We start from the raw sequence: 26,153 nt of genomic DNA, 5'->3' as shown, positions 1-26,153 counted from the left end.
TCCGGCACCCGGTTCACCAGATGCCCTCGAAGGTCAGCGTGACGCCGTCGCCGAGGTCGACGACGTCGCCGTCCGCGACCAGCTCCTTCTCGTTGGGGTGCAGGCGGCGCGGCGGCTGGCCGGGACGCATCAGCGTGGTGCCGTTCGTCGTGGCGAGGTCGGCCACCAGGACGTGCCAGTCCTCCAGCGTGATCTGCACGTGCGAACGCGAGATGTCCTGCTGCGGGCTCGACACGGTGACGAGGCGCGGCATGTCGGACGCGCTCGTGGTGCTCGACCGCGGCCTGCGGCCCACCACCACCGGACGGTCCAGCTCCACGACCTGCCCGCCGCGGGAGCCCACGGCCCCGCTCGTCGCGGTGCCGCCGCTGATGACGACCCGGCCCAGCGACGGACGCGGCGCGAGGTGCGCGTCGCCCTCGAGCGGCGTGCCGCACGTGCGGCACGCGTCGCGCGACGGCGGGTTCGGGTGCCCCTGCGGGCAGGACAGGGCGAGGATCTGCTGCCCACCCGGGGCGGGGGGCGCCTGGAACTGCGGCGGCGGCGCCGTCATCCCGGCCGCGGCCCGGAGGTCGGCGATCGCCGACGACATGACGGTGTTGCCGTCGTGGTCCACGCCCTCGTCACCGGCGGCCTCCAGCTGGGCCTGCGCACGGTCCGCGCGGGCCTGCTCGGCCCGCGCCTCCTCCGCGGCCACCTGGGCGGCGCGGTGCGCGGCCGCGGGCGTGGCCCCGGTCCACTCGCGCGGGACGCCTGCGATGAGGCTCGGCACGCCGTCGACGGCGCCGTCGTCGTCGGGTGCCGCCGGGGCGAGCGCCTCCTCCGGCGCGGGCTGCGGCAGGGCCTGCTCGGAGGGTGCGTGGCCCTCCTCGTGGTCCTCGTCCTCCTCCTCGTCGACGCGCACGGCGGCGTCCTCGACGCGGCGCATCACCGTCGCGCCCCAGAGGTGCATGTAGTCGTCCTCGCCCAGGCCCAGCTGCGTGGCCTCCGAGGGTTCGGACGACGCGGGCTCCGGGCCCGCGGTGGCCGGCGAGCCGACCGCCTCGACCACCGGGACGTCGCCCGGCTCCTGACCGGCGGGCGCGAAGCCACCCGCGTCCGCGGGCCGGTCGTGGCCGGGGGCGATGGTCTCCTCGGACGCCACGCTGACCGTCGCGGAGAACGGCGGGAGCGCGTCGAGGATCCCGCTGGTGGTGGTACCGAAGTCGCTGCCGGCAGAAGACGCCGCGCCGGCGGAGGCCGCCGCGGCCGGAGAGGCCTGTGCGCCGGTGCTCGCGGCCGTGGCGGGAGCCGGCGCTGCCGGGGCGTCCACGATGTCGCGGCGCACCGCGCCCGCGAGGATCACGCCGGTGTCCACGGGCAGGCCCGGGCGCGCGAACGCCCCCGACGCGACCGCCTCGAAGGCCGTGACGCCGTCGAGCAGGCGCTCCGACCACGAGATGACGTCGGAGCCGTCCACGGCGACCGGGCCGCTCGTGGTCTCGACGGTCACCCTGACGTCGCCGCCACGGACGGCCACGTGGGCCGAGCCCGGCCCGTCGTCGTCCGACCGGACCGTCACCACCGCGAACGGCGGGACGGCGTTCAGGCCGCCGCCCAGGGAGGTCAGGACGCCGAGCGCCTCGGCCACGCCTGCGCCCGGGGCACCGAGGTCGGCCCAGAGGCGCGCCAGGACGTCGTCGGCGACGGGGTCCGGGAGCACCACCACGGCGTCGCCACGGACCACGACGTGCGCGGTCCCGCTGGTGTAGTGCACGGTCATGCGGTCCCCCTCATCCTGCCTGCGCCTCGACGCCTCGCTGGGCTGCGCCTGCGTCCGTCGCGGCCACGGTCACGCCACCCGGCGCGGTCCGTTCCTGCTCGTCGCGAGGCAGCGTGTCCTCGTCCACGGCTCCCCAGCCGCGGGGGGCCGTGTCGGAGCCCGTCTGGGACCCTACCCCTGTGGCGTCCACCACGATGACGGTGATGTTATCCCTGCCACCAGCCAGGATGGCCTCGGCGACCAGCTTGCCGGCCGCTTCCTCCGCGTCGGGGTGGCTGAGCAGGAGCTCGGCGATGCGCTCGTCCGACACCTCGCCCGTCAGGCCGTCCGAGCACACCAGCACCCGGTCGTGAGCCGCCACGGGCACGTAGCGGAAGTCCGCACGGGGCTCGTCGTGCGAACCGAGGGCCCGGGTGATGACGTGGCGGCGAGGGTGGGTGCGCGCCTGGTCGGGCGTGAGCACCCCGGCGTCGACCATCTCCTGGACCTCCGAGTGGTCCACGCTCACCTGGTCGAGGTCGCCGCCGGACAGCAGGTACGTGCGCGAGTCACCCACGTTGACGAACAGCCAGTACGCCACGTCCTCGAGGTACGCCACCACCACGCCGGTGAGCGTTGTGCCCGCGCCGCGGCCGGGCGTGCCCGTGTCGATCGAGCGCACGCGCTCCTGGGCGACGCCGAGCAGCGCCTCGACGTCGTGCGGCTCGATGCGCCCCATCTCCGTCAGCGGGCGGAGCGCCTCGAGCGCGGTGGCGCTGGCCACCTCGCCCGCGTCGTGCCCGCCCATGCCGTCCGCGACGAGGAAGACCCCGCCGGCGGCCAGATAACCGTCCTCGTTGAGCGCGCGGCGGACGCCGCGGTGTGACGCTGCACCCCAGGCGATCGTCAGCTCGCGGTCGCCCGTCACGCGTTTCCCTCGGGATGCACCATGACCCGACGGTCACCCAGGTGGATGGTGGACCCGACCGGCACGCGGACGCGCGCGCCCGGCTCAGCGACCCGCGGCGGCAGGCCCGGCGCGGAGACGACGGTGCCGTTGGTCGAGCCACGGTCGGTCAGCCAGAGACCCGCCGAGTCGACGCCCATCTCCGCGTGCGTCTTGGACACCGAGCGCGTGGGGTCGTCGATCTTGACCAGGATCCACGGGGACCCGTCCGGCGACTGCGGGTTGCGGCCGATCAGCGCCGCCCCGTCCACCACGTGCCGGGAGCCGGACTCCAGCTCGAGCACGACGGTGGAGACCGGCGCGGGCGACATGCTGCCCGCCGTGGTGGGCACATGCATGCGCGTGGTGTCCCACGACGGCTGCTCGCTCGTGGCCGGGTGCACGGCCGGGCGCGTGGGCCGGGAGTCGAGCTGCTCGTACGGCGCGGGCTGCTGCGCGGCAGGCTGGGCGGGCTGCGCGGCCGGCTGGGGCGCCTGGAACTGTGGCTGCGAAGCCGTGGGCGCGCTCACCGGGTAGGTGGGCTGCTGGGGCGCCTGCTGGGACGGCGTCTGCTGCTGCCCCGGGTCGGAGACCCCCGGCACGCCCGTGATGATGCTGCCGCCCTCGGTGGTGCCGAACGGCGCGGCCGGGCCCGGGCGGCCTGCCGCCGAGTCGGCCGGGAAGGCCCACGGGTCGGGGAGCTGCTGCTGGGGACCGCCACCCTGTGCGGGCTGACCAGCACCCGGCTGGCCTGCGGCCGGCTGCGCCGTGGGCCAGGCGCCCGGGGCTGCCGTGACGACCGGCTGCGCCGGGGTCGCCGAGCGCTCGTGCGCCGACGGCGGGGCCCACTGCGCGGGGGTGGGGGACCCCTTGACGTCGATCACGACACTGCGCGCCGCCTTGTCGTGCCAGCCCTGCTTACGGCCGGAACCGTCCCAGGCGGGGCTGAAGAAGATGACGAACTGGCCGACGGCGCAGCCGATCGTGCCCGCCGCGACGATGAGGTAGCGCAGGAACGACCGGCCGAAGCCGATGGGCCCGCGAGTCTCGGCGTCGACGGTGCGCAGGCCCAGGACGAGGCTGCCGACGGTCTTGCCGGTACGCCCCTCCCAGATCCACATCGCGACCCAGTAGGCGAGGGACAGCGCGCCGACCAGCGCGTAGAGGCCCATCAGGCGGCCGAGCAGCGCCGACGCCTCGTCGGCCGTGACCTCCTCGACGGGGCCGCCCAGGCCCATCACCTGCAGGCCCACGAGCAGCACGATGCCGGGGACCCCGCCGCCGATCAGCCCGTCGACGAGCCACGCCAGGAATCGCTTGCCCATCCCCGCGTACGGCTCCACCGTGCCCTGCTCGCGACCCATGGGCTGCACGGCCCGCTGGGTGGCGGTGTACGTCTCGGGATCCGTCATGGCGGACGGGTCGCTGTTCCGGTACACGGGCCCGTTGGGGTTGCCCGCGCCGAGCGACACGCCGACCCCTCCCGCGGTGGCCTGGACCTGGCCGCGTGGAGGCGCGGCGGGCTCCACCACCGGCCGCCCGGTGCGCGGGAACTCCCGCCCGCACACGGAGCAATAGGGCGATCCGGCGGTCTGCGGCGAACCGCACCCCGCACAGACGACGTCGGTCATCGAGCCTCCCGCTTCCGCAGTCTCTTGGCCCCCGCCTGACCCAGACCCTCCTGGACCCAGCGGGTAGCACGCGTCCCCCCGCCCGAGCGCATCCGGGCACGGATGGAGCGCAGCGACAACGCTGCGCGCAGGCGCTGCCGCCCGCTGACGTTGGAGCGTAACCCGCCAACCAGGTCGTCCACCTCTCGCCAGAACGCGGCGACCTCTGCGTCGGTGGGCTCGACCGGCCCGAAGACCGTCGCGTCGGCCCGGTGCGCGAGGGTCAGCGTGGCCGGCGCGCCGTGCGCACCGGCGATCAGACCCGCGCTCTCCCGGCGCGTGGCGGCCGCCGGCACGGTGGTGCCGAGGTCCGTCGCGAGGTCGACGACCTCGTGCCACCCGCCGCTGATCCGGTCGGCCAGGCGCTCGGCGCTCCGGCGGAGAGCCCGTCGCCGGGCCTTGTAGGCCAGGATCAGGGCGATCGGACCGACGATCAGCAGGATCGGGATGCCCACGGCGAGCAGGATGAGACCCAGGCGGCCCCAGTCGAAGCCCTGGTTCTCGGTCTCGTCCTCGGACTCGTCCTCGACGCTGCCGGCCTTCGCCTTGGCGGGCTCCTCCGGCGGCTCGGGCTCCTCGAGCACCGGCGGCTTGGGCACCTGCTCGCTCTTGGGCTCGGGCTGGATCTTCGTGTCCTCGTCCGGCTTGACGTCGATCGGCACCCAGCCGTAGCCCTCGAAGGGCACCTCGACCCAGGCGTGCACGTCCGCGCCGGTCGCCACGAACGGCTCACCCGCCTCGCGCGGCGTCTCCGGGTCGGGGTAGAAGCCCATGACGACTCGCGCCGGGATGCCCGACTGCCGCGCCATGAGCGCCAGGGCGACGGCGAACTGCTCGTCGTCGCCGATCATCTTCTCCTCGCCGACGAGCGTGTCGATGCGCTCGGCGGCGTGCCCCGGCCGCGACGGCGGCTGCGTGTCGAGGCCGTGCGAGAGGATGCCGGACGCCTGGAGCGCGTCGCGCAGCAGGTAGAGCTTGGTGACGGGGTCCGTCTCCTCGCCCGTGAACTGCGCGGCCTTGCCCGGGACGGTGGCGGGCAGCGCCCGCTTGTCGGTGCCGGGCAGCTCGGCCTCGTCGATCCGCCCGGCCTTGAGCTGGTCCTCGCCGGGGTCGGCGCTGACCAGCGTGCGCAGCACGTACGTGTCGCCCTGGCGTACGCGCGCCGTGGTGATCGCGGTCTCGGTGGTCGTGTTGTAGTAGGTGCTGTCCTGCTGCTCCTCGGCCCGCTCACCCGTCCACGTGACGCCGGTGAGGTCGCCGACCTCGGGCACCCAGACGCCGTCGTACGCCCCCACGGTGACCGTGACGGTGGCGGGCCGGCCGGTGGCCGACGTGGCGATCTCGTCACCCACGCGCGTGAACACGCCCGTGTCGCCGCCCTTGCCCGCCGCGTCGAAGACCACGCCGTCGTAGGTGTCGAGCGTCGCGAGCCGGACGCGCCCGTTCTCGGGCAGGCCCTCCACGGTGAAGAGCTCGGTCTCGCGCAGGTCCTTCGCATACTTGCGGAAGGCGACCAGCGGGCTCGTGTACTGGTGCACGTCGAACGGAGGGACCACCGTCTCGCGCAGCACCGTACGGGGCTCGGCCGGCATGATCGCGGGCCCGGCGAAGCCGGCAGCGACCGCCGCGACGCCGAGGATCGTGGCACCCGTGCGGACGCGGTACCAGCGCAGCCGGCGGTTGGCCTGGGCGCTCGACTCCGTGGCGATGGAGTGCGTGCCCACACGGGCCTCCGTCACGCGCGCAGAACCCCACAGGAGGGCCGTCACGGAGACGACGAGGCCCTGGACCACGGGCAGCGCGGGCTCGATGGTGCCGAGCAGGATCACGCTCACCAGGCCGGCCAGCACCACGACGATGGCCCAGGCCGCGTGCTTGGCGCGCCACGCGATGGTGCCGGCCACCAGCGAGACGATCATCAGGAGGAGGAACGGCACGACCGCCAGGTCGGGGAACGACTGCATCGGCGGGACGGTGGTGACGAACTCCTTCCAGCCCTGGACCGCGCCGAGCAACAGCTCGCGCAGGGTCTCCAGGGAGGGCACCACCGCGGCGATCGTGGTGTGCGGCAGCGCGAACGCCCCACCGAACAGCAGGTACGCCACGACGGCGACGGCCAGGACGGTGACCGCCGGCCAGCGGCGCCAGGCGCACAGCCAGGCGACTCCCAGGCCCACCACGACGCCGCCGACGGCCGGCAGGAGGTAGCCGGCGGAGCCCCAGACGGGCCCGAAGCCGATCACGACGGCGGCGAGCATCACGACCAGTGCCAGCGCGTCGATCGCCCCGCCGCGCGTGAGCGCGCGCGGGGTGTCGGAGCCCTTGCGGCGCGTGGTCCCGCGCCCGGTCCCGGTCCAGGTGCCCGACGGCGGCGCGGGCGTCCCGGTGCGGAGGTGGTTTCCTCCGCGCGTTGTGTGCTCTGCACTCATGCGTCGCTCATCTTTCGGAGTGCGAGGGGCAGGTCGCTGAGCCGGCCGAGCGTGAGGACGCTCAGCTCGGCGATGGAGTGGCGGCTCAGCGAGGCACCCGGCACGCACTGCATGGCCATGACCGTCACGCCCGCGGGGACGCGCGCCGAGGCGGCGCGCAGCTCCGTGGGCGTGACGAGGGCGCCCACCACGAACGCGATCACCGACGCGTCGCTGACCGTCGAGCCGGCCACCCGGGCCAGGTCCACAAGCTTGTTGCGCGCGGGCGTGCGCTCGATCCGGGAGAGGTCGTCGAGGAGGCGGGTGCGGTGGTCGCCACGGAGGGAGCCCTCGTTGACGAGGACGGTGACCCCGCGGTCCTCCTTGATGGCCTGGAGGCCGAGCGACCCACAGACGCTCACCGCGAGCTCGAACTCGTCGTCGCTGCCGTAGTCCTCGGCCCGCGTCGAGAGGAGCACCGCCAGGTGGGAGCGCCGGGTCTCCTCGAACTGGCGCACCATGAGCTGGCCCGTGCGAGCGGTGGTCTTCCAGTGGATGTGCCGGCGGTCGTCGCCCGGCACGTAGTCGCGCAGGGCGTGGAACGACACGTCGGAGTTGGACAGGTCGTTGGTGACCCGGCCTTCGAGGTCCTTGAGGAATCCGGTGGAGGAGCCCGCGAGGTTCTTCACCCGCGGGTGCACGAACAGCTCCTCCTCCTGGGTCCACGTGACCTCGCGGCGCAGGAGGCCCAGCGGGTCGGCGCGGACGGACTTGACCGGGCCCACGCTGATGACGCTGCGACGGTGGGTCGGGATCGTGAAGATCTCCTCGTGCGAGGCGCCCGCGCGGAGCCGCGGCACGGGGAACGCGGCGGTCCCGGAGCCGACCGGCAGCTCCATCACCGAGGGCAGGAGCATGCGGCCGGAGGCGTTCCGCACGTCGAGCCGGCCCACCGCCCGGTCACCGACGGTGACCCGCCGCTGGGCCAGGTCGAGCTCGACCTCGTAGCGGAACCGGCCGAGCACGAACGCGATGGCCGCGACCAGCACCACCGTGAGCAGCACGGCGGCGATCACGACCTCCATCCACGAGAGCATCAGCCCGGCGGCCCAGGCCGCCACCGTCGTGACGAGCACGCCGAGGCCGAACCGGCTGAAGGTGTCGGTGACCGGGGCGAGCGCCTCCGCCACCGCGTCGAGCCGCGGCCGGACGGCTGCCCCGAGGGACACCCCGCCACGGCGCGCCCGTGCGGCCAGAGCCTCCGCCCGCAGGCGCACCCCGGCCAGGCCACGGGTGTTCACCTGCCGCTTGCCGTACCCGGTCCCGGACCCGGTCGCCCCCGCGAACCCGCTCATGCCGTGCGACGCTCCTGCGGCGCGGCCACGTCGGACAGGATCCGGGACAGCACGACGTCGGAGCGGGCGCCCGCGAACTCCGCCTCGGGGTCGAGCACGAAGCGGTGGCCCCACACCGGGTGGGCGAGCTCCTTGACGTCGTCGGGCAGCACGTAGTTGCGGCCGTGGGCGGCGGCCCAGACCTTCGCGCAGCGCACGAGCGCCAGGGCGCCACGGACCGAGACGCCGATACGCACCTCGGGGGCGTTGCGGGTCTCCTCCGTGAGGCGGGAGATGTACTCGAGCACCGCCGTGTCGGTGTGGACCGCTGCCGCGAGGATGGCCATCTCGGTCACGGCCTTGGTCGTGATGAGGGGCGCGAGGGCCAGGCTGCGGTCACGGACCGAGGAACCCGACAGGATCTCCACCGTCGAGGCGTGGTCCGGGTAGCCCACCGAGGTCTTCATGAGGAAGCGGTCCAGCTGGGCCTCGGGCAGGCGGTACGTACCGGCCTGCTCGATCGGGTTCTGGGTCGCGATCACCATGAACGGGCGGCCCACCTCGTGCGCCACGCCGTCGACGGTGATCCGCGACTCCTCCATGACCTCGAGGAGCGCCGACTGCGTCTTCGGCGAGGCACGGTTGATCTCGTCGGCGAGCACGATCGACGCGAAGACCGGGCCGGGGTGGAAGTCGAACTTGCCGGTCTTCTGGTCGTAGATCGTCACGCCCGTCACGTCGGACGGCAGCAGGTCCGGCGTGAACTGGATGCGGTTCTGCGTGCCCTGGACCGACGCGGCGATGGCGCGGGCGAGCGAGGTCTTGCCGGTGCCCGGTGCGTCCTCCAGCAGGAGGTGGCCCTCGGCGAGCATGCAGGTCAGGGCCAGACGGACGACGCCCGCCTTGCCCAGCACGGCCTGCCCGACGTTGCCGACGAGCCGCTCGAAGGTCTGGGCGAACCAGGCCGCCTGCTCGGGGGTCATCGTGGTCATGTGTCGTCTTCCTTGCTCGTTCGAGTGGTCTCTGTGGCCAGGCGCGCGGGCGCTACCAGCCGTTGGATTCGTACGCCTTGCCGTCGATGACGACCCGCACGTTGTTGTTGCTGTAGCCGTAGTAGCACCACGTCTGGAAGCCGCCGTCCCCACCGAAGTTGTGGGAGTACGTACCGCCGGTGATGTTGTGCCAGCCGCCGTTGTCGCCCTGGCACTCCACCGTGTGGTTACCGGCCGGGAAGTCGCGGTAGTTCACGTAGAACCACGCGCACGACGGGTCCGAGCAGCCCGGCTGGCCCACGGCGTTGTCGCCGTGCGTGACCCAGGCCCGGGGGTTCGGTGCGGGCGCCGTGGTCCCGGTGTCGTTCGCGTAGGGACCGCAGCCCGCCTCGTTGCACGCCCGGGCGCGCAGCGTGTACGTGTGGTCGTAGTCGTTCCCGACGTCGATCGTGAACGGCCAGTCCTGCCGCGAGCCGCTGCGGTTGTCGCCCTGCGTGAACTCCCACTCGATCCGCTGGACGGCCCGGCCACCGTTGTCGCCGGGGCCGCGCACGGTGAACCCGCCGCTGTTGGTACCGGCCCGTGCCCAGGTGACGCTCGGGGCGCTCGGGACCGTGAACGGACGCACGGTGCCGGAGTTCGCCGACGCGGCCGAGCACGCGTGGTCGTTGCAGGCGCGCACCCGGAACGAGTAGTCGGAGCCGTTGCTCAGCCCCGTCCAGGTGTACGACGTCACGTTGCCGACGTTGCGCCAGGCCCCGCCGTTGGCACTCAGCTCGTAGCGCGGTCCGGTGCCCCGGAAGTCACCGATGGCGTTCCAGGCCACGTTCGCCTGGCCGCTGGTGTTGCTGCCGAGCGACGCCCGCGGCGCCGCCGGGGTGTCCGGCGTGCCGTAGGGGATCACAGCGTTGGAGCGCGGGCTCTGCGGGGACTCGCCGGCCTTGTTCGTCGCGGTCACGGCGAAGGTGTAGCTCTGCCGCACGTTGAGGCCGTCGACCGTCTGCGCCGTGCCCGTGATACCCGGGATGGTGCGGACGAGCGCGCCGTCCTGGAACACGGCGAGCGCGTACGACTTGACCGCGTCACCGTTGTTCGCCGGGGCCACCCAGGTCACCCGGGCCTGGCCGCCCACCGCGGTGTCCACCCGGGACGCCGACGGTGCGGCGGGCTGGGCCGGCGGGGCGGCCGGCGTCTCCGGCGCGGACCGCTCGGACCAGTCGGACGGGTCCGGTGCGGCGTTCACGGCCTGCACCGCGACCGTGTAGGCGGTGCCGTTGCGCAGGCCGGTCCACACGATCGAGTTACCCGTGACGCAGGTCTTCTGGATGCGCCCGTCCGTCGGGGCGGGGGAGATCTCCAGGTTGACGCACTCGATGGGCGAGCGGTCGGTGTACGTCTTGTTGACCCAGCTCACCGTCAGCGACGAGTCGCCGAACACCAGGGTGGGCGGAGCCGGCTTCTCCGGCTTCTCGTCCGGGCGCGCCTCGTCCGACGGCGGCGACGGCGGCCCCTCGTCCACCGCGTTCGTCGCGGTGACGGTGAACGTGTAGATCACGTTGTTGGTCAGGCCGTCGAGGGTGCACGTGGTCGTCGCGCACTCCTTGGTGTACCCGTTGTTCGAGCGCACCGTGTACCCGGTGATCTCGGCGCCGTTGTTGTTCGGCGGGTCCCAGGACAGCACGACCGTCTTGGACCGCACCTCGACCACCTGAGGCTTGTTGGGCGCGTCCGGCTTGCCGAGCACCGTGAGCTGGACCCGGCCCTCGACCTCGCGGTCGGGGTCCTTCGTCGCGTCCTGGACCCGGTACCGCACCACCATCACGCCCACGAAGTCCTCCGCCGGCGTGACGGAGACCTCGTCGCCCGCGTACACCGCCTCGCCCCGGCCCGTCTCGATGATGGGCTTGCCGCCCGTGAGCACGAGCGGCGTCTCGGGGAACGGGTTCGAGTCGTTCGCCAGGACCGGCACCGAGACCTGGTCGCCCTGGTGGGCGTCCGGGACCGTGTCGTCGTTGGCGCGGACGAGCGGGCGGATCGAGGCGACGACGTTGACCGTCACCGTGCCCGAGACCGGCGGGTTGTTGCCGTCGGTCACGGTGAAGGACAGGGGGAAGGTGCTGCCCTTGCGGACGTCGGGGTTGGCCTGGGCCTCGAGCGTGGAGCCGGACAGCGCCGTCGCGACGCCGTCGGCGTCCCCGGTCACCGCGAACTTCAGCGCGTCGCCCTCGGGGTCGGTCACGTACCGGCCGAGGTCGGCCGCCGCCTCCTCGCCGGCCGCCACCTCGAGGGTGGGCGTGCCGTCGATCACGGGCGGCATGTTCTTGGGCGGCACCACGTTGATCTGCAGGCTCAGCACGGCCTTGCGACCGTCGGGGTCGTCCGCGCCCACGCCGTCCGTCACCTCGAAGCTCACCGCCGTACCGCCGGAGAAGTCCTCGCGCGAGGTGTAGGTGAGGCTCGCCGGGCCGGTGACCGTGGCCGTACCGTCCGGCGTCTTGACCTTGCGGTCCTCCGTGATGCGCGGCGTGAGCCCTTCCGCCACGACCACGTACTGCGTGAGGTCGATCTCGAGCGGCTCGCCGCTGATCGCCTCGAGGGGCGCGAGCCCGGGGCGCAGGTGCGGCCCCATGCGGGACGGGTCGCCGGGGACGCGGAGGTAGGCCTTGGCCTGCAGGTCGTCCATGTCGGTGACCGTGTACTCGATGACCTGCGGCGCGTCGGTGAGCTCGACCACCACCTGGCCGTCCTCGCCGACCGTCGCGGTGGGCGCCTCGACGGTGATCTCGAGGTCGCTCGCCACGCCGTCGGGGTCGGCGTCGTTGCGCAGCGCGTCGACCGTGACCGTGGGTCCGCTGACCGCGTCCGCCGGCACCACGTCGTCGCGGGCGATCGGACGCAGCAGCGGCGCGTCCTGGGCGACGTCGATCGTGATCGAGCCTGCCGCGCGGGCCGCGAAGGCGTCCTGGATGCCGTAGTAGAAGCTGTGCGTGCCCTCGGCCCCCGGGACGGTGACGACCACCCGGTCGTCGGCCACCTCCGGAGCCAGATCGGGGGCGCCCTCGAAGGCGTCGTCCAGGAGGCCGATCTGGTCGCCGTCCGGGTCGGAGTCGTTCTCGAGCGCGTCGACGGCGACCGTGCGGCCGGGCCGAACCGCCGTCTCGTCGTCCACGGTGACCGGGGACTGGTTCACGTCGGGCGGCACGGCGACGCCCACCCGGATCGTGCCCTCGGCGACGGCGCCGCGGGTGTCGACCGCCGTGTACGTGAACGTGTCCATCCCGGAGGCCGACCGGGCCGCCGTGTAGTCGATGTACCCCTCGGTGATCTTCACCGAGCCCTTGGCGGGCGCCGACGAGATGCCGCTGAGCATCACGTAGTCGCCGTCGGGGTCCACGCCGTCCAGCGGGAGCGTGATCCGCACGGTGCCGCCGGCGAGCACGCGCTCCTCGATGTCGGGCAGCGCGGGCGCCTCGTTGGCCTCCCCGTCCACCACGTTGATGGTGACCTGCGCGGAGTCCTTCTGGCCGTTGGGGTCAGCGACCTCGTAGACGGCGTACGCCGTCCCGGCCGTGCTCCCCGCGCGGAAGCGCACGGTGTCCTCGGAGACGAAGGCCTCGCCCATCGCGGGGTCTGCCGGCTCGACCAGCTCGTCGTCGAGCGTGAGCTCGAGCCCGTCCGGGTGGCTGTCGTTCTTGAGCACGGGGATGGTCACCACGTCGCCCACGTGGACGGTGACCTCGTCGGGCCCGGCCTCCGGCGGGCGGAGCTCGCTGGGCGCGGGGATCGGCACGATGCGGACCTCGCCGTCGGCGCTCTGCGTGCCGTTCGACACCGTGTACCGCACGGTGACGGGGCCGTCGAGACGCTTGGCCTCGGTGACCCGGAGCACGCGGTGGGACAGCACCGCGACCATGACCGACGCGTCCTCCGCGGCGGTCACCGACCGCACCACCAGGACGCCGCCCGCGGGGTCGGTGTCGTTCGCGAGCACGTCGACCAGCGCGGAGCCGCCTGCGGGCAGGAGCACCTGGTCGGAGACGACGATGGGCGGCCCTGCCTGGTCGGGCGCGTTCATGACGTCGATCCGCACCAGGCCCATGGTGGCGTTCGGGCCGTCGCTGACCTGGTACGTGATGTCGTAGGTGCCGGGGCTCTCGCTCTGGAAGCGGAAGGTGCTGGCGGTGTAGTTCTTCGTGATGACCGCGGGCGACTGGTCCGTGACGCTGACGAGCCGCAGCCGGTCGCCGTTCGGGTCGGAGTCGTTGCGGAGCGGGTCGACCGTGACCGGCTGGCCGGCGAGCACCACGACGTGGTCCTGGACGGCGACCGGCGGCTCCTGCGTGGCCACGACGTCGACGAGGAGACGGCCCTCGGCCACGAGACCGAACCCGTCGGAGACGGTCACGTTGACGATCTTGCGGCCCGTCGTCGTGCCGCTGTCCCGGAACTCGATGCTGCCGTCGGGCCGGAAGCGCACCTCGTCGCCCGCGGCCGTCGGGCTGGCCGTCTGGAGGTAGAGGTCGTCGCCGTCGGGGTCGCGGAAGTACGGCAGCACCTTGATGGTGGCGACGCCGCCCTGCTCCACCCGCAGCACCGGCTCGCCCGTCTGGATGGGCTGGGCGTTCTCGGTCGTGGGGACGATGCGCAGGGTCACGTTCGCGGCGACGTTCCCGCCGCGGCCGTCGGAGACGGTGTAGGTGAACGACGCCGCCCCGCTCGCCGTCTCCGGCACCGTCGCCTGGAGGGCGGCGCCGCCGAGCACCTGGTTCACCACGACGTCGCCCTCCGGCCCTTCGGCGACCGACGCGGTCATCACGTCGCCGTCCGGGTCGATGTCGTTCGACAGGACGGGCAGCACGGTGGTGCGGCCGGGCCGCACGCCCAGGTTGTCGTCCTGGGGCTGCGGCGGACGGTTCTCCTTGCTGCGGTCGGCGACGAACTGGTCCACCTGCTCAGGTGTGGTGGTCTCCGACTCGGTCTTCTCGCCCTCGGCGTCCTCGGGCATCTTGAGGTCCCAGTCGTCCACCTTCTCGAACGTGTCGGCGGCCAGCCAGAGGCCACCCGCCGCCACATCGTTGAGGACGATGATGTTGCGGTTCACGCGGTACGCGAGCACCGCGCTCGCGTCGACGCCCTCGAGCGTCTCCGCGAAGTCGTTGTCGGTGCCCGGGCACTCGCGGATGACCTCCGCGGAGCTGGACCAGGCGCCGTAGATGCAGCCGCCGAGCTGGACGGGCTGGGCCGGCACGCCGGACGCCCGCCGGTTGGTGGCCTGGCCACCGCCGAGGGGCTGCGAGACGAGGCCGGAGGTGGTCGCCACGACGACCACGTCGGACTCGGCCGACGGCTGCTGGAGGCGCGCCTCCGCGGCGTCCGCGATCTCCACCGTCTCGCCGCCCGGCAGGACCAGCGAGTTCGAGGTGCGGTCGAGCACGACCGGCTTGTCGCCGACGGCGCTGACCTCCACCTCGTCGCCCTCGCCGACGGGAAGAGACTCCTCCGACAGGCCCTCCTTCAGAGCCGCGCCGGTGGCGCCGGTCTTCACCGTGTAGAGCTTGCCGTCGGACGGGACGGCGACGAACACGGTGCCGTCACGCGAGACCACCACCGAGCCGCCCTTGCCCAGCTCGGCGGTGGGGTCGGTCTCGTCCGCGTCGAACGAGGTGGCGCCGTCGAACGGCAGGACCCAGAGCAGGCCCTTCTCCGGGTCGAGGATCGCCGTGGTGTTCCCGCCGTAGGCGATCTCGGCGCCCGCCGGCATGCGCACGGTGCCGTCGATGACGAGGTGCGCCGGGTCCACGGGGCTCGCGGTGAACGTGCCCTGGTCGTCGAGCAGCACCTTCTGCGCGTCCTGCTGGACGTCGAACGACGACGACCCGGCGAGCAGCGTGCCGTCGAGGGCCTGCGACTCGTAGTTGAAGCGGCCGAGCTGGCCGGCGGAGGTCTTGGTGACCCAGACGCCGGAGTCGTTGAGGTCGACGTCGGCGGTGGCCTGACCGTCGTAGGCGAACGCGAGTCCGACGACTGCCCCGGAGAACAGCGTCACGATGCCCGTCGAGGCGACGCTCCGCCGGTTGTCGTAGACACGCGACAAGAAACCCACTAGTCCCCCAAGTTACGGTCGGCCGCCGCGCGAGCAGTTCTGCGGCAGCGCCTGCGCCGGATGCACCCTACCGAACGACCGGGTGAAGCGCGCCACCCCGCCATGGGGAGAAGTCCCCATGAGGGCGGCAAACGGCACATTTTATACGGAGCGGCGGCCCGGTCACCAGATCAGGTGGTTGCTCTCCCCCCAGCGGTCCGTCACCACGAAGACCTCCTGCCCGGCCGACGGCGTGCACGGGATGAAGGCGGCCCCGTAGTCGCCCTCGGCGTCGGTCCGGAGAGGCGCCCCGTCCACGCCCGTCGTGATCGCGCCGGAGATCGGCACGCGGCTGCCGCCCGACATCACGTAGCAGGTGGCGCTGAAGGAGGTGTTCGGGTCGGCGTACCGCACGTTGAGCTGGAGGTACGTCGCCCCCGGGGCGTGGTGCACCAGGACCGCCCGGATCGGCACCGGGTCGGTCTTGCCCGTGGCCTGGGCGTACGGGCCGCACCCGGCGGCGTTGCAGGCCCGGACGTCGAGCACGTAGGTGCGGTTGTACGCCTCCGGCGTCCCGAGCTCGCTGTACGGCGCCGTCGCCTGGCCGCCGCCGCTCCAGTCGCCGCTCTGGACGTACTCGAGGCGGTCCACGGACTCCCCGCCGTCGTTCCCGGGGAACGACATCGCGAACGCACCCTTGTCCACGTCGCTGCGCAGGTACGAGACGCCGGGTGCTCCCGGGACCGTGTACGGCGTCACCGACTCGGGCGCCTGCACCCAGGTGGAGCACGTGTACTGGTTGCAGGCCCGCACGCGGAACGTGTAAGCGGTGCCGTTCGCGAGACCGGTGTACGTGTAGGAGGTCGCGTTCCCCGCGTTCTGCGTGCCGGTGCTGTTGGCCTGGACCTCATAGCGCGGGCCGGGACCGCGGAACTGCTGCGCGGCGGTCCAGCGCACGTCCGCGCGGCCGTTGGTGTCGCTGCCGAGGGCCGCGTGCGCCCCGGACGGCGCGTCCGGCACCCCGTAGGGCACCACCGGCGCCGACGGCGCGCTCGCCGGCGACCGCCCGGCCTTGTTCTCGGCGGTCACCACGAAGGTGTACGACGCGCTCGTGTCGAGCCCCGTGAGCGTCAGCGAGGTCGCGGGCGTGGTCCGGGTCTCCACGCGGGCGCCGTCGCGCAGCACGTCGAGGTGGTAGGCGGAGACCGGGTCGCCGTTGGCTGCCGGAGCGGTCCACGTGACCACGACCTTGCCGCCGGCCGCCGCGTCCTCCGACCGGACGGCGGTGGGTGCCGCGGGCTGGGCGGGAGGGGCTGCAGGCGTCTCAGGAGCCGACGGATCGGACCAGTCCGAGGGGTCGGGCGCAGCGTTCACGGCCTGGACCCGGACCGTGTACGACGTGCCGTTGCGCAGCCCCTCCCACACGAGCGAGCCGCCCGTGACGCACGTCTTCTGGATGCGCCCGTCGGCCGGGGCCGGCGAGATCTCCAGGTTGACGCACTCGATCGGCGAGCGGTCGGTGTAGGCCTTGTTCACCCACGTCACGGTCAGCGACGCGTCGCCGAACACGAGGGTGGGCGGGGCGGGCTTCTCCGGCTTCTCGTCCGGGCGCGCCTCCTCGGACGGCGGCGACGCCGGCGAGTCCCCCACCTCGTTGGTGGCCGTGACGGTGAACGTGTAGGCCACGTTGTTGGCGAGCCCGGTGACCGTGCAGGTGGTCGTGGGGCAGGCGGTCGTGTCCCCGCGGCTCGACCGCACCGTGTACCCGGAGATCTCGGCACCGTTGTTGTTCGGCGGCTCCCACGAGAGCACCACCGTCTGCGACCGCACCTCCACCACCTGCGGCGCCGTGGGCGCCTCCGGCTTGCCGAGCACCGTCAGCTGGACACGGCCCTCGACCTCGCGGTCGCGGTCACCGGTGGCGTCCTGCACGCGGTAGCGCACCACCATCACGCCCACGAAGCTGTCCGCCGGCGTCACGGTCACCCCGTCCGACGCGGTCGCCACCGTGCCCTGGCCGGTCTCCACCACGGCCCCCACCACGGTCAGCGGGTCGGCCGGGAACGGGTTCACGTCGTTGGCGAGCACGCGGACGGCCGTGGGCTCACCCTGGTGCGCGTCGGGGACCGCGTCGTCGTTCGCCGTCGCGAGCGGCCGTGTCGAGGCGACCACCGTCACAGCCGCCTCGCCCGGCACAGGCGGGTGCCCGGCGTCGGCCACCGTGAACGGCAGCGTGAGGCGCGAGCCCTTGGCGAGGCCCGGCTCGGCCCGGACCGTCACGACCGTGCCCGACACGGCGCTGCTCAGGCCGTCCGGCCCGCCAGTGACCTCGACGGTGAGCGGGTCGCCGTCCGGGTCGGTGACGAACCGGCTCAGGTCCAGCACCGCCTCCTCGCCGGCGGCGACCTCGATCGCGGGCGTGCCCGTGACGGTGGGCGGCTGGTTCTCGCGCGGCACCACCACGATGTCCAGGGTGAGGACGGCGGTGCGCGCGTCCGGGTCGTCCGGCCCGCTGCCGTCCGTCACCTCGAAGGTCACCGCGGCAGGGCCCGTGTAGCCGTCGGCCGACGTGTACACGATGGTCGTCGGGCCCGTGACCTCGCGCCGCCCCTGGACGGCCGTCACCGCCGCCTCCTCGGTGATCCGCGGCGCGCGGCCCTCGGCCACGACCACGTGCTCGGTGAGGTCGATCGTCAGCGGCTCACCGCTGACGACCTCGAGCGGGTCCAGCCCGGCGCGCAGGTGCGGAGCGGTGCCGTCCGGAGGCACGCGCAGGAAGGCGGTGGCGACCAGGCCGTCCGGATCGGTGACCGTGTAGGTGAGGAGCCGCGGCGAGTCGGTGAGCGCCACGGTCACGTCTCCGTCGGCGCTCACGGTGGCCGTCGGGTCGTCGACCGCCACCTCCAGGTCGGCGGTCAGCCCGTCCGGGTCGGCGTCGTTGCGCAGCACGTCGACCGTGACGCTGCTGCCCTTCACCGCCTCGGCCGGCACGACGTCGTCCCGCGCGACCGGCCGAAGCAGGGGCGCGTCGCGCGCGACGAGCACGCTGATCGAGCCGACCGCGCGCGCCGCGAACGAGTCCTGGATGCCGTAGTAGAAGCTGGTGGTGCCCTCCTCGTCCGGGGTGGTCACCACCACGACGTCGTCGGCCACCCTCGGCGAGAGCGCGTCGGCGCCCTCGAACGCCGAGGCCCGGAGGGCGACCTGGTCGCCGTCCGGGTCGGAGTCGTTGGCCAGCGCGTCCACGCCGACCGTGCGGCCGGGCCGCACGGTGGTCTGGTCCGCCTCCGCGACCGGCGGCGAGTTCACCGCGGGAGGTGCCGCGATGCCGACACGGACCAGACCCTCCGCGACGGCACCCCGCGAGTCGACGACCCGGTAGGCGAACGCGTCCGCGCCCGTGGCGCCCGCCGACGTGTGATAGTCGAGGAACCCGTCGACCACCTCGACGGTGCCCTTGGCGGGCGCCGACGCGACCGCCGACAGCGTCACGTGGTCACCGTCGGGGTCCACGCCGTCGAGGGGCAGGGCGATGCGCACGCTCGCGCCGCTCAGGACCCGGGCCTCGACCTCCGGGGGCTGGGGCGCCGCGTTGTCCTCGCCCCCGGCCACGGTGATGGTGACCTGGGCGGAGTCCTTCTGGCCGTTCGGGTCCCGCACCTCGTACACCGCGTGGTAGGTGCCCGGCTCGCGCGGCGCCCGGAAGCGCACGGTCCCTTCCGAGACGAACGCGAGACCCGCCGACGGGGCCTCCACGAGCTCCTCCGCGAGCGTGAGCCCGAGCCCGTCAGGATGGGTGTCGTTCGCCAGCACCGGGACGGTCACCACGTCGCCCGCGTGGACGAGGGCCTCGTCAGCCGCTGCCTCCGGCGGGCGCAGCCGCCCGGGTGCGGGAACGGGCACCACCCGGACCTGGCCCGTGGCGGTCGCCCGCCCGTTCGACACCGTGTACTCCAGGGTGACCGGACCGTCGAGGCGGCGGGTCTCGGTGACCCGCAGCACCTGGTGGGCCAGCACCGCGACGCTCACCGGCGCGTCGTCGGGCGTCCGCACACCCTGGACCACCAAGACCCCGCCGGACGGGTCGGTGTCGTTCGCCAGGACGTCCACCAGGGCGGAGCCGCCCGCCGGGACGAGCACCAGGTCAGGCACTGCCACGGGCGGGCCTTCGGTCTCCGGCGGCGCCAGGACGTCCACCCGGACGAGGCCGACGGCCGCGTTCGGGCCGTCGCTCACCTGGTACGTGAGGTCGTAGCTGCCCGGGTCGGCGCTCGTGAAGCGGAACGAGCCGGCGGCGTAGTTCGGGACGATCTCGGCGGGCGCGCGCTCCCCTACGCCCACGAGCCGGAGCGTGTCGCCGTCCGGGTCCGTGTCGTTGTCGAGCGGCTCCACGGTGACCGGCTGCCCGGCCAGGACCACCACGTGGTCGGAGACCGCGACGGGCGGCTGGTCCGCGGCCACGACGTCGATCAGCAGGCGTCCCTCGGTCGTGGCGCCCAGCGCGTCCGTCACCGTGAGGGCCACGATCTTGCGGCCTGTCGTGGTGCCCCCGTCGCGGAACTCCACCGTGCCGTCGGGGCGGCTGCGCACCTCGTCGCCGGCCACCGACGCCGCCGCCGACGACAGGACGACGTCGTCCCCGTCGGGGTCGCGGAACGACGGCAGCACACGCGTGGTCGCCACCGCGCCCTGCGCCACGCGGAGCACGGGCTCGCCCGCCTGGACCGGTGCCTCGTTCTCGGAGAGCGGGACCACCCGCAGGTCCACGCGCCCCGGCGCCGACCCGCCGCGGCCGTCGTCCACCGTGTAGGTGAAGGAGGTGGTGCCGCTCGCGTCGGGCGGGACCGCGGCCTGCAGGGCCGCGCCGTCGAGCACCCGGTCCACCAGGAGCGGGCCGCCGGGGGGCTCGCTCACCGTCGCGGTCATGACGTCGCCGTCCGGGTCCACGTCGTTGCTCAGCACGTCGAGGACGGTGGTGCGGCCGGGCCGGACGCCGAGGCTGTCGTCCGCGGGCTGCGGCGGGCGGTTGGGCTGGAGCCGGTCCGCGACGAACTGGTCCACCTGCTCGGGGGTGGTCTGCTCCGACTCCTCCCGCTCCCCCTCGGCGTCCTCCGGCACCTTCAGGTCCCAGTCGTCCACCTTCTCGAACTGGTCGGCGGCGAGCCAGAGCCCGCCCGTCGTCAGGTCGTTGAGGACGATCACCCGGCGGTTCACCCGGTAGGCCAGCACGGCCGACGGGTCGAGGCCCTCGAGCCGCTCGTCCTTGTCCCGGTCCGTGCCGGGGCAGTCGCGCAGGACCTGGCCGCTGCTCGACCACGCGCCGAACGAGCAGCCGCCGAGCTGCACCGGCGCTGCCGGCGAGCCCTGGGCCCGCCGGACGGTCGCCGCACCACCGCGCAGCGGCTGCGACACCAGGCCCGACGGCGTGGCGACCAGCACCTGGTCCGCCGGCGCCGACGGCTGCTGGAGCCGCGCCTCACGACCGTCGGCGACCTCGGCCGTGCGCCCGCCGGGGAGCACCAGCGTCGCTGACGACCGGTCCAGGACCACGGGATCCTCGCCCACCGCGCTGACCTCGACCTCGGCGGCCGCGGAGACGGGCAGGTCGGACCGCTCCACCTCGCCCGGCGCGCCCTGAGCCGTGGTGCGCACCGTGTACAGCGCGCCGTCCTCGGGTACCGCCACCAGGACGGTGCCGCCCTGCGAGACCGCCACGACGCCGCCCGGGCCGAGCTCCGCCGTCGGCTCCGTCTCCTCCTCGTCGAACGAGGTGGCGCCCTCGAACGGGAGCACCCACAGGCGGCCCGTGGTGGTGTCGAGGACGGCGGTCGTGGCCCCGCCCGAGGCGACGAGAGCGCCGGCCGGCGCGCGCAGCGTGCCGTCGAGGACGAGGTGGGCGGGGTCCACCGGGGAGGCGGTGGCCGCCGATCCCTCGGACCCGTCCGCACCGGCGGTGAGGAGGACCCGCTGCGCAGCCTGCTGCACGTCGAAGCTCGAGCTCCCGGCGAGCAGGGTGCCGTCCAGAGCGCGGGCCTCGTAGTTGAAGCGGCCCAGGAGGCCGGCCGACGTCTTGGTGACCCACACGCCCGAGTCGTCGAGGTCGAGGTCCGCCGTGGGACGGCCGTCGTGGGCCAGTGCCAGACCAACCGCAGAGACGGAGAAGACCGCCACGACGGCCGACGACGCGACGACACGCCACCGCCGCCGCAGTCCCGAGACCACGTCCACGTCGATTCCCCCTGTTGAGCCCGTCCCCGCAGGCCACGGCACCGGTGCGAGCCACCGCGCCCCCGCCCGGAGGAACCCTACCGAGATCCCGGCGGTCGCGGGCGCGCTCGTCCACAGGCCGTCCCGCGAGACAGGCCTCCAGCCCGCTGGCGCGCACATTGCTTCGGCAGTTCGGCGGGGGGGGGGGGGTGGGGGCGGGGCCCCCCCCCCCCCCCCCGACGAACTGCCGAAGTGATGTGCGCGGGAGGTGGGGCGCGCGGGAGGTGGGGCGCGCCCGGTGATGCCGCCGCCCGAAGTGATGTGCGCGGGAGGGGCCGGTCAGACCGCGCGGTCCGCCAGCGCCTGCGCGAACGACGCCAGCGCCTCCTTGACCGGCCCGGCCGGCAACGGCGCCAGCTCGGCCTCCGCCTCCGCCGCCCAGCGCGTGGCCAGCTCCCGCGTCTCCGCGAGCACCTGGTGCCCGCGCAGCCCGGCGAGCGCCCGGCCGAGCGCCTCGTCGGAGGTCAGGTCGGAGTCGAGGAGCTCGAGCAGCTCCCGGTCCGCCGCTGTGGCCTCGGGCGACGCGACCCGGCGCCGCAGGAGCAGCACCGGCATGGTGGGCACGTGCTCCCGCAGGTCGGTCCCCGGCGTCTTGCCCGACGACGCCGACGGCGACGCGACGTCCAGCACGTCGTCGGCGAGCTGGAACGCGACGCCCACCTTCTCGCCGTACTCGGTCACCGCCTCGACCACGTCGGACGGCGCCCCGCCGAACATCGCGCCCAGCCGGGCGGACGTGGCCAGGAGCGACGCCGTCTTGTCGGACAGCACCTGCAGGTAGTGCGTCACCGGGTCCTCGCCGTCGCGCGGGCCGGTGGTCTCGTGCAGCTGCCCCAGGCACATGCGCTCGAACGTGCGGGACTGCAGGATGACCGCCTCGGGCCCCAGCGTCGCCACGCGCGCGGACGCCCGGGCGAACAGCATGTCGCCCACGAGGATCGCCACCGAGTTGCCCCACACGGTGTGGACCGACGGCGCCCCGCGGCGCAGCGGCGCGGAGTCCATCACGTCGTCGTGGTACAGCGACGCGACCTGCGTCAGCTCGACCACGACCGCCGCGTCGATCAGCTCCGGCCGTGACCCGTCACCGAGCTCGCCCGTGAGCAGGGTCAGCAGCGGCCGGAACCGCTTGCCGCCCGCCGCGACGAGGTGGCGCGACGCGTCGTCGGCAAGCGTGTCGGCGCTCGCCACGGCCTCCGCGAGCGCCGCGTCGACCTCGTCCAGGCGGTCCGCGAGACGGCCCGCGAGCGCCGGGTCGGTCACGGGGATGCCGAGGGCCGGCGACGACGACGTCGCCGGCCCCGGGTGGGCGATGGGCTGCTGTCCAGAGGTCACGGCACGAACTTAATAGCCTCACCGGCAAGTTCGAGAACCGGACCGGGAAAAACGCCCAGGAGGAGGGTCGCCACGGCGCAGACCACGATCGCCACGGCGGCCGGTCCGCGCGAGCCCACGACGGTCACCACGGTGCGGGTGACCTCCGTACGCGTCGCGGTCGCGACGCCCCCACCAGCCGGTTCGGACCCTTCGGTGCCCGACGACGCGCCGGCCTCGCCGGCCTGGACGTCGCCGTCCGCCTCGGCCTCCCGGGCCCGGGCCTCCGCCCCGGCGAGCAGCTGCTCCTCCGCCGGGGGCGTGAACACCATGAGGACGATCACACGGACGTAGAAGAAGACCGCGACGACGGACGCGAGCACGCCGACCACCGCGAGCCACCACAGCCCGCCCGCGACGGCCGCACCGAACGCGCCGAACTTGGCCACGAAGCCCGCGGTGAGCGGGATCCCCGCCATGGAGAGCAGGAACAGCGCGAACGCCGCCGTGAGCCAGGGCGCGCGCCGACCGAGGCCGGCCCACTGCGACAGGTGGGTAGCTTCTCCCAGCACCACGCCGTCGTCGTCGCCGTCGGGCCCGTCCTCGGCCGTGGCGCGGCCGGGGACGATCGTGCGCTCGCGCACGAGCGTCACCACCCCGAAGGCACCCACCGTCGCGACGCCGTAGGCGACCATGTAGAAGAGCACCGCACGGACGGCCTCGGTCCAGGCGGTGCCTGCCAGGTCGAAGGCCGAGACGGCGACCAGCAGGAAGCCGGCGTGCGCGATCGACGAGTAGGCGAGCAGCCGCTTGACGTCCGTCTGCACGGCACCCACGACGGTGCCCACGGCCATGGTGAGCACCGCGACCACCACGACGACCGTGCGGACCTGGTCCACCACCTCGGGCGGCAGGCCGATCGCGAGCGTGTAGAGCACCTTGACCAGCGCGCCGACGGCCGCCACCTTGGTGCACGCCGCCATGAAGCCGGTGACCGGGGTGGGGGCGCCGGTGTAGACGTCGGGAGTCCACGCGTGGAAGGGCACGGCCCCGAGCTTGAAGAGCAGGCCGACCATCACGAGGAGGATGCCCGCCACGACGAGGACCGTCATGCCGTCGAGCGTGACGCCGCCGTACAGGAGCTGCGCCACCCCCGGAGCCTCCTGGGTGCCGACGAGCCGCACGGTGCCCGCGAACCCGTAGATCAGCGCCACGCCGAAGATGAACAGCGCCGAGGCGAACGCGCCCAGCAGGAAGTACTTGGCCGCGGCCTCCTGCGAGAGCAGACGCCGGCGGCGGGCCGTGGCGCACAGCACGTACAGGGGCAGCGACAGCACCTCGAGCGCCACGAACATCATCAGCAGGTCGTCGGTCGCGACGAACAGCATCATGCCGCCCGTGGCGAACAGCAGGAGCGGGTAGACCTCGGTCTGCTGGAGGCCGGCCCGCCGGGCCAGGTCCTCGTACGCGGTGCCCGGCACGGCGGCCGCCGTGGGCGCGAACGCATCCTGGCCGCTCGACGTCCGGTCGGCAACCACGAGGGCGCCGAGGAACGCCAGCACCACGATGGTGCCCTGCAGCGCCAGCGCGAAGGGCGTGACCATGACCGTGCCGCCCACGAGGACGTCGGAGACGGCGTCCAGGTCCTCGGGCCAGCCCGTGATCCGGTCCCAGCGGAGCGCGATCAGCACCACCGTGGCGGCCAGCGCCGCCAGGGTGAGCGTGATCTGGGTGGCGCGGCGGACGGCGTCGGGCACGAAGGCCTCCACGAGGACGCCCACCACCCCCGCGCCGAGGACCACCAGGAGCGGCGCCAGCGCCGCCCAGTCGATGAGCGGGGCGGTGAAGTCGGGGATCACTGCTCGCTCCCTTCGTTCTCGAGGACCGCGACCACAGACTGGTCGGCGGGGGCGTCCACATACGTGAGCGCGAGCTGCGGCACGAGCCCGAGCACCAGGAGCGCCACCACCAGGGGGACGGCGACGAGGCGCTCACGGCGTGTGAGGTCGGGCAGGGTCTCCAGGCCCGCGGCCGGGGCCCCGGTGAAGATCCGCTGGTACGTGAGGAGCACGTACACGGCGGCGAGCACGACGCCCAGGATCGCGACGAGCGCGGCGACGGGCGAGCCTCCGAACGCACCGATCAGGACCATGATCTCGCTGACGAACGTGGCCAGCCCGGGCAGCGACAAGGTCGCGAGGCCGGACACGAGGAACACGCCGGCGAGCACCGGCGTCACGGTGCGCAGGCCGCCGTAGTCGGCGATGAGCTGGCTCCGGGCCGGGTGGCGGGCGATGAGGAAGCCCGCGACCAGGAACAGCGCGCCGGTGGCGATGCCGTGGTTGAGCATCATGAAGCCCGAGCCGGCCACGCCGAGCGGCGTGAACGTGAAGATGCCCAGGATGATGAAGCCGAAGTGGGACACCGAGGTGTACCCGACGAGGCGCAGCAGGTCGTCCTGCCCGATCGCCATCACGGCGCCGTAGAGCACGCTGATCACGGCGAGCACCACGATCACCGGCGCCGCCCACTGGCTGGCCCCGGGGAAGAGGGGCAGGCAGAGCGTCAGCATCCCGAAGGTGCCGACCTTGTCGAGCACGCAGATGAGCAGCGTGGAGGTGCCCACGGGGGCGTTCTCCGCGACGTCGGGCAGCCAGGTGTGGACCGGGAAGAGCGGCGCCTTGATCGCGAAGGCGAGGAAGAAGCCGAGGAAGATCAGCCGCTCCACCGTGGGGTCGAGGCCCAGGCCGGTGAGGTTCTCGGTGAGGAACGCGTTCTCGGGCCGCAGGCCGGTCTCGGGGTCTGCCGGCACCTGGAAGTACAGGGCGATGACCGCGGCCAGCATGATGAGCCCGCCCGTGAGCGAGAAGATCAGGAACTTCACGGCGGCGTAGCGGCGCTGCGGGCCCTGCCCGAACGCCCCGATCATGAAGTAGGCCGGGATGAGCATGGCCTCGAACAGGACGTAGAAGAGGAAGACGTCCCGCGCGCTGAACACGGCCACCATGAAGGCCTCGAGGACGAGGATCAGCACCAGGTAGCGGCGCAGGCGGCGGTCGTCGCCGCCCTGCTCGCGCCAGGCGGCGAGGATCACGAGCGGCACCAGGCCCACCGAGAGCGCCACGAGCAGGAGGCCGACGCCGTCCACGCCGACCGCGTAGGACGCACCGATCTGCGGGATCCACGGGACCGTCTGGTCCAGCTGGTGGTCTGCGGCGCGGCCCTCGTCGAACTGCCGGATGGCCCCGACCAGGAGCCCCACCTCGACCAGCGCGCCCACGAGCGCGACGTGGCGGGGGCTCGGGGCGCCCGAGCGCGTACGCCCGCTCACGGCGGTCACCGCCGCGGCGACGAGCGGCCACGCGATGAGCGCGGTCAGCCACGGGAACATGTCTCCTC

At 73.7% G+C, this 26,153-nt stretch carries 11 protein-coding genes; all 11 read right to left on the bottom strand.

The features are described from left to right. Nucleotides 1-13: 13 nt before the first annotated feature. On the bottom strand, nt 14-1,762 hold the full coding sequence (locus AC060K_RS19010) for an FHA domain-containing protein (RefSeq protein WP_483766913.1): 1,749 nt from the start codon (nt 1,760-1,762) through the stop codon (nt 14-16). Nucleotides 1,763-1,772: 10 nt separating this feature from the next. Next, nucleotides 1,773-2,669: a PP2C family protein-serine/threonine phosphatase gene (locus AC060K_RS19005; RefSeq protein WP_483766912.1), complete on the bottom strand. Its 897-nt coding sequence runs from the start codon at nt 2,667-2,669 to the stop codon at nt 1,773-1,775. Beyond that, on the bottom strand, nt 2,666-4,318 hold the full coding sequence (locus AC060K_RS19000; RefSeq protein WP_483766911.1) for an RDD family protein: 1,653 nt from the start codon (nt 4,316-4,318) through the stop codon (nt 2,666-2,668). Before AC060K_RS19000 ends, AC060K_RS19005 begins: the two co-directional genes overlap by 4 nt. Then, complete coding sequence (locus AC060K_RS18995; protein ID WP_483766910.1) at nt 4,315-6,786, bottom strand: transglutaminase-like domain-containing protein; 2,472 nt, start codon at nt 6,784-6,786, stop codon at nt 4,315-4,317. The genes AC060K_RS19000 and AC060K_RS18995 overlap by 4 nt, the downstream gene beginning before the upstream one ends. After that, complete coding sequence (locus AC060K_RS18990; protein ID WP_483766909.1) at nt 6,783-8,120, bottom strand: DUF58 domain-containing protein; 1,338 nt, start codon at nt 8,118-8,120, stop codon at nt 6,783-6,785. Before AC060K_RS18990 ends, AC060K_RS18995 begins: the two co-directional genes overlap by 4 nt. Next, entirely contained in the window at nt 8,117-9,091 is a 975-nt protein-coding gene (locus AC060K_RS18985) for an AAA family ATPase (protein WP_483766908.1), read from the bottom strand. Before AC060K_RS18985 ends, AC060K_RS18990 begins: the two co-directional genes overlap by 4 nt. Before the next feature lie 52 nt (nt 9,092-9,143). Beyond that, nucleotides 9,144-15,194: an Ig-like domain-containing protein gene (locus AC060K_RS18980; protein WP_483766907.1), complete on the bottom strand. Its 6,051-nt coding sequence runs from the start codon at nt 15,192-15,194 to the stop codon at nt 9,144-9,146. A gap of 162 nt (nt 15,195-15,356) precedes the next feature. Next, entirely contained in the window at nt 15,357-21,401 is a 6,045-nt protein-coding gene (locus AC060K_RS18975; RefSeq protein WP_483766906.1) for an Ig-like domain-containing protein, read from the bottom strand. A gap of 318 nt (nt 21,402-21,719) precedes the next feature. Next, nucleotides 21,720-22,754, bottom strand: a complete 1,035-nt coding sequence (locus AC060K_RS18970) for a polyprenyl synthetase family protein (RefSeq protein ID WP_483766921.1) — start codon at nt 22,752-22,754, stop codon at nt 21,720-21,722. 17 nt (nt 22,755-22,771) lie between these two features. Next, nucleotides 22,772-24,610, bottom strand: a complete 1,839-nt coding sequence (nuoN, locus tag AC060K_RS18965; protein WP_483766920.1) for an NADH-quinone oxidoreductase subunit NuoN — start codon at nt 24,608-24,610, stop codon at nt 22,772-22,774. Further along, entirely contained in the window at nt 24,610-26,145 is a 1,536-nt protein-coding gene (locus AC060K_RS18960; RefSeq protein WP_483766905.1) for an NADH-quinone oxidoreductase subunit M, read from the bottom strand. Before AC060K_RS18960 ends, nuoN begins: the two co-directional genes overlap by 1 nt. Between the last annotated feature and the right edge of the window lie 8 nt (nt 26,146-26,153).

The sequence above is a fragment of the Antribacter sp. NEAU-D49 genome (genome assembly GCF_057158775.1).
This window is presented reverse-complemented; position numbering and strand designations above follow the sequence as displayed.

Excerpts from the sequence above, each read along its gene's own strand:
- AC060K_RS19010 (WP_483766913.1), bottom strand. The coding sequence starts at position 1,762 with ATGACCGTGCACTACACCAGCGGGACCGCGCACGTCGTGGTCCGTGGC.
- AC060K_RS19000 (WP_483766911.1), bottom strand. The coding sequence starts at position 4,318 with ATGACCGACGTCGTCTGTGCGGGGTGCGGTTCGCCGCAGACCGCCGGA.
- AC060K_RS18995 (WP_483766910.1), bottom strand. The coding sequence starts at position 6,786 with ATGAGTGCAGAGCACACAACGCGCGGAGGAAACCACCTCCGCACCGGG.
- AC060K_RS18990 (WP_483766909.1), bottom strand. The coding sequence starts at position 8,120 with ATGAGCGGGTTCGCGGGGGCGACCGGGTCCGGGACCGGGTACGGCAAG.
- AC060K_RS18985 (WP_483766908.1), bottom strand. The coding sequence starts at position 9,091 with ATGACCACGATGACCCCCGAGCAGGCGGCCTGGTTCGCCCAGACCTTC.
- AC060K_RS18960 (WP_483766905.1), bottom strand. The coding sequence starts at position 26,145 with ATGTTCCCGTGGCTGACCGCGCTCATCGCGTGGCCGCTCGTCGCCGCG.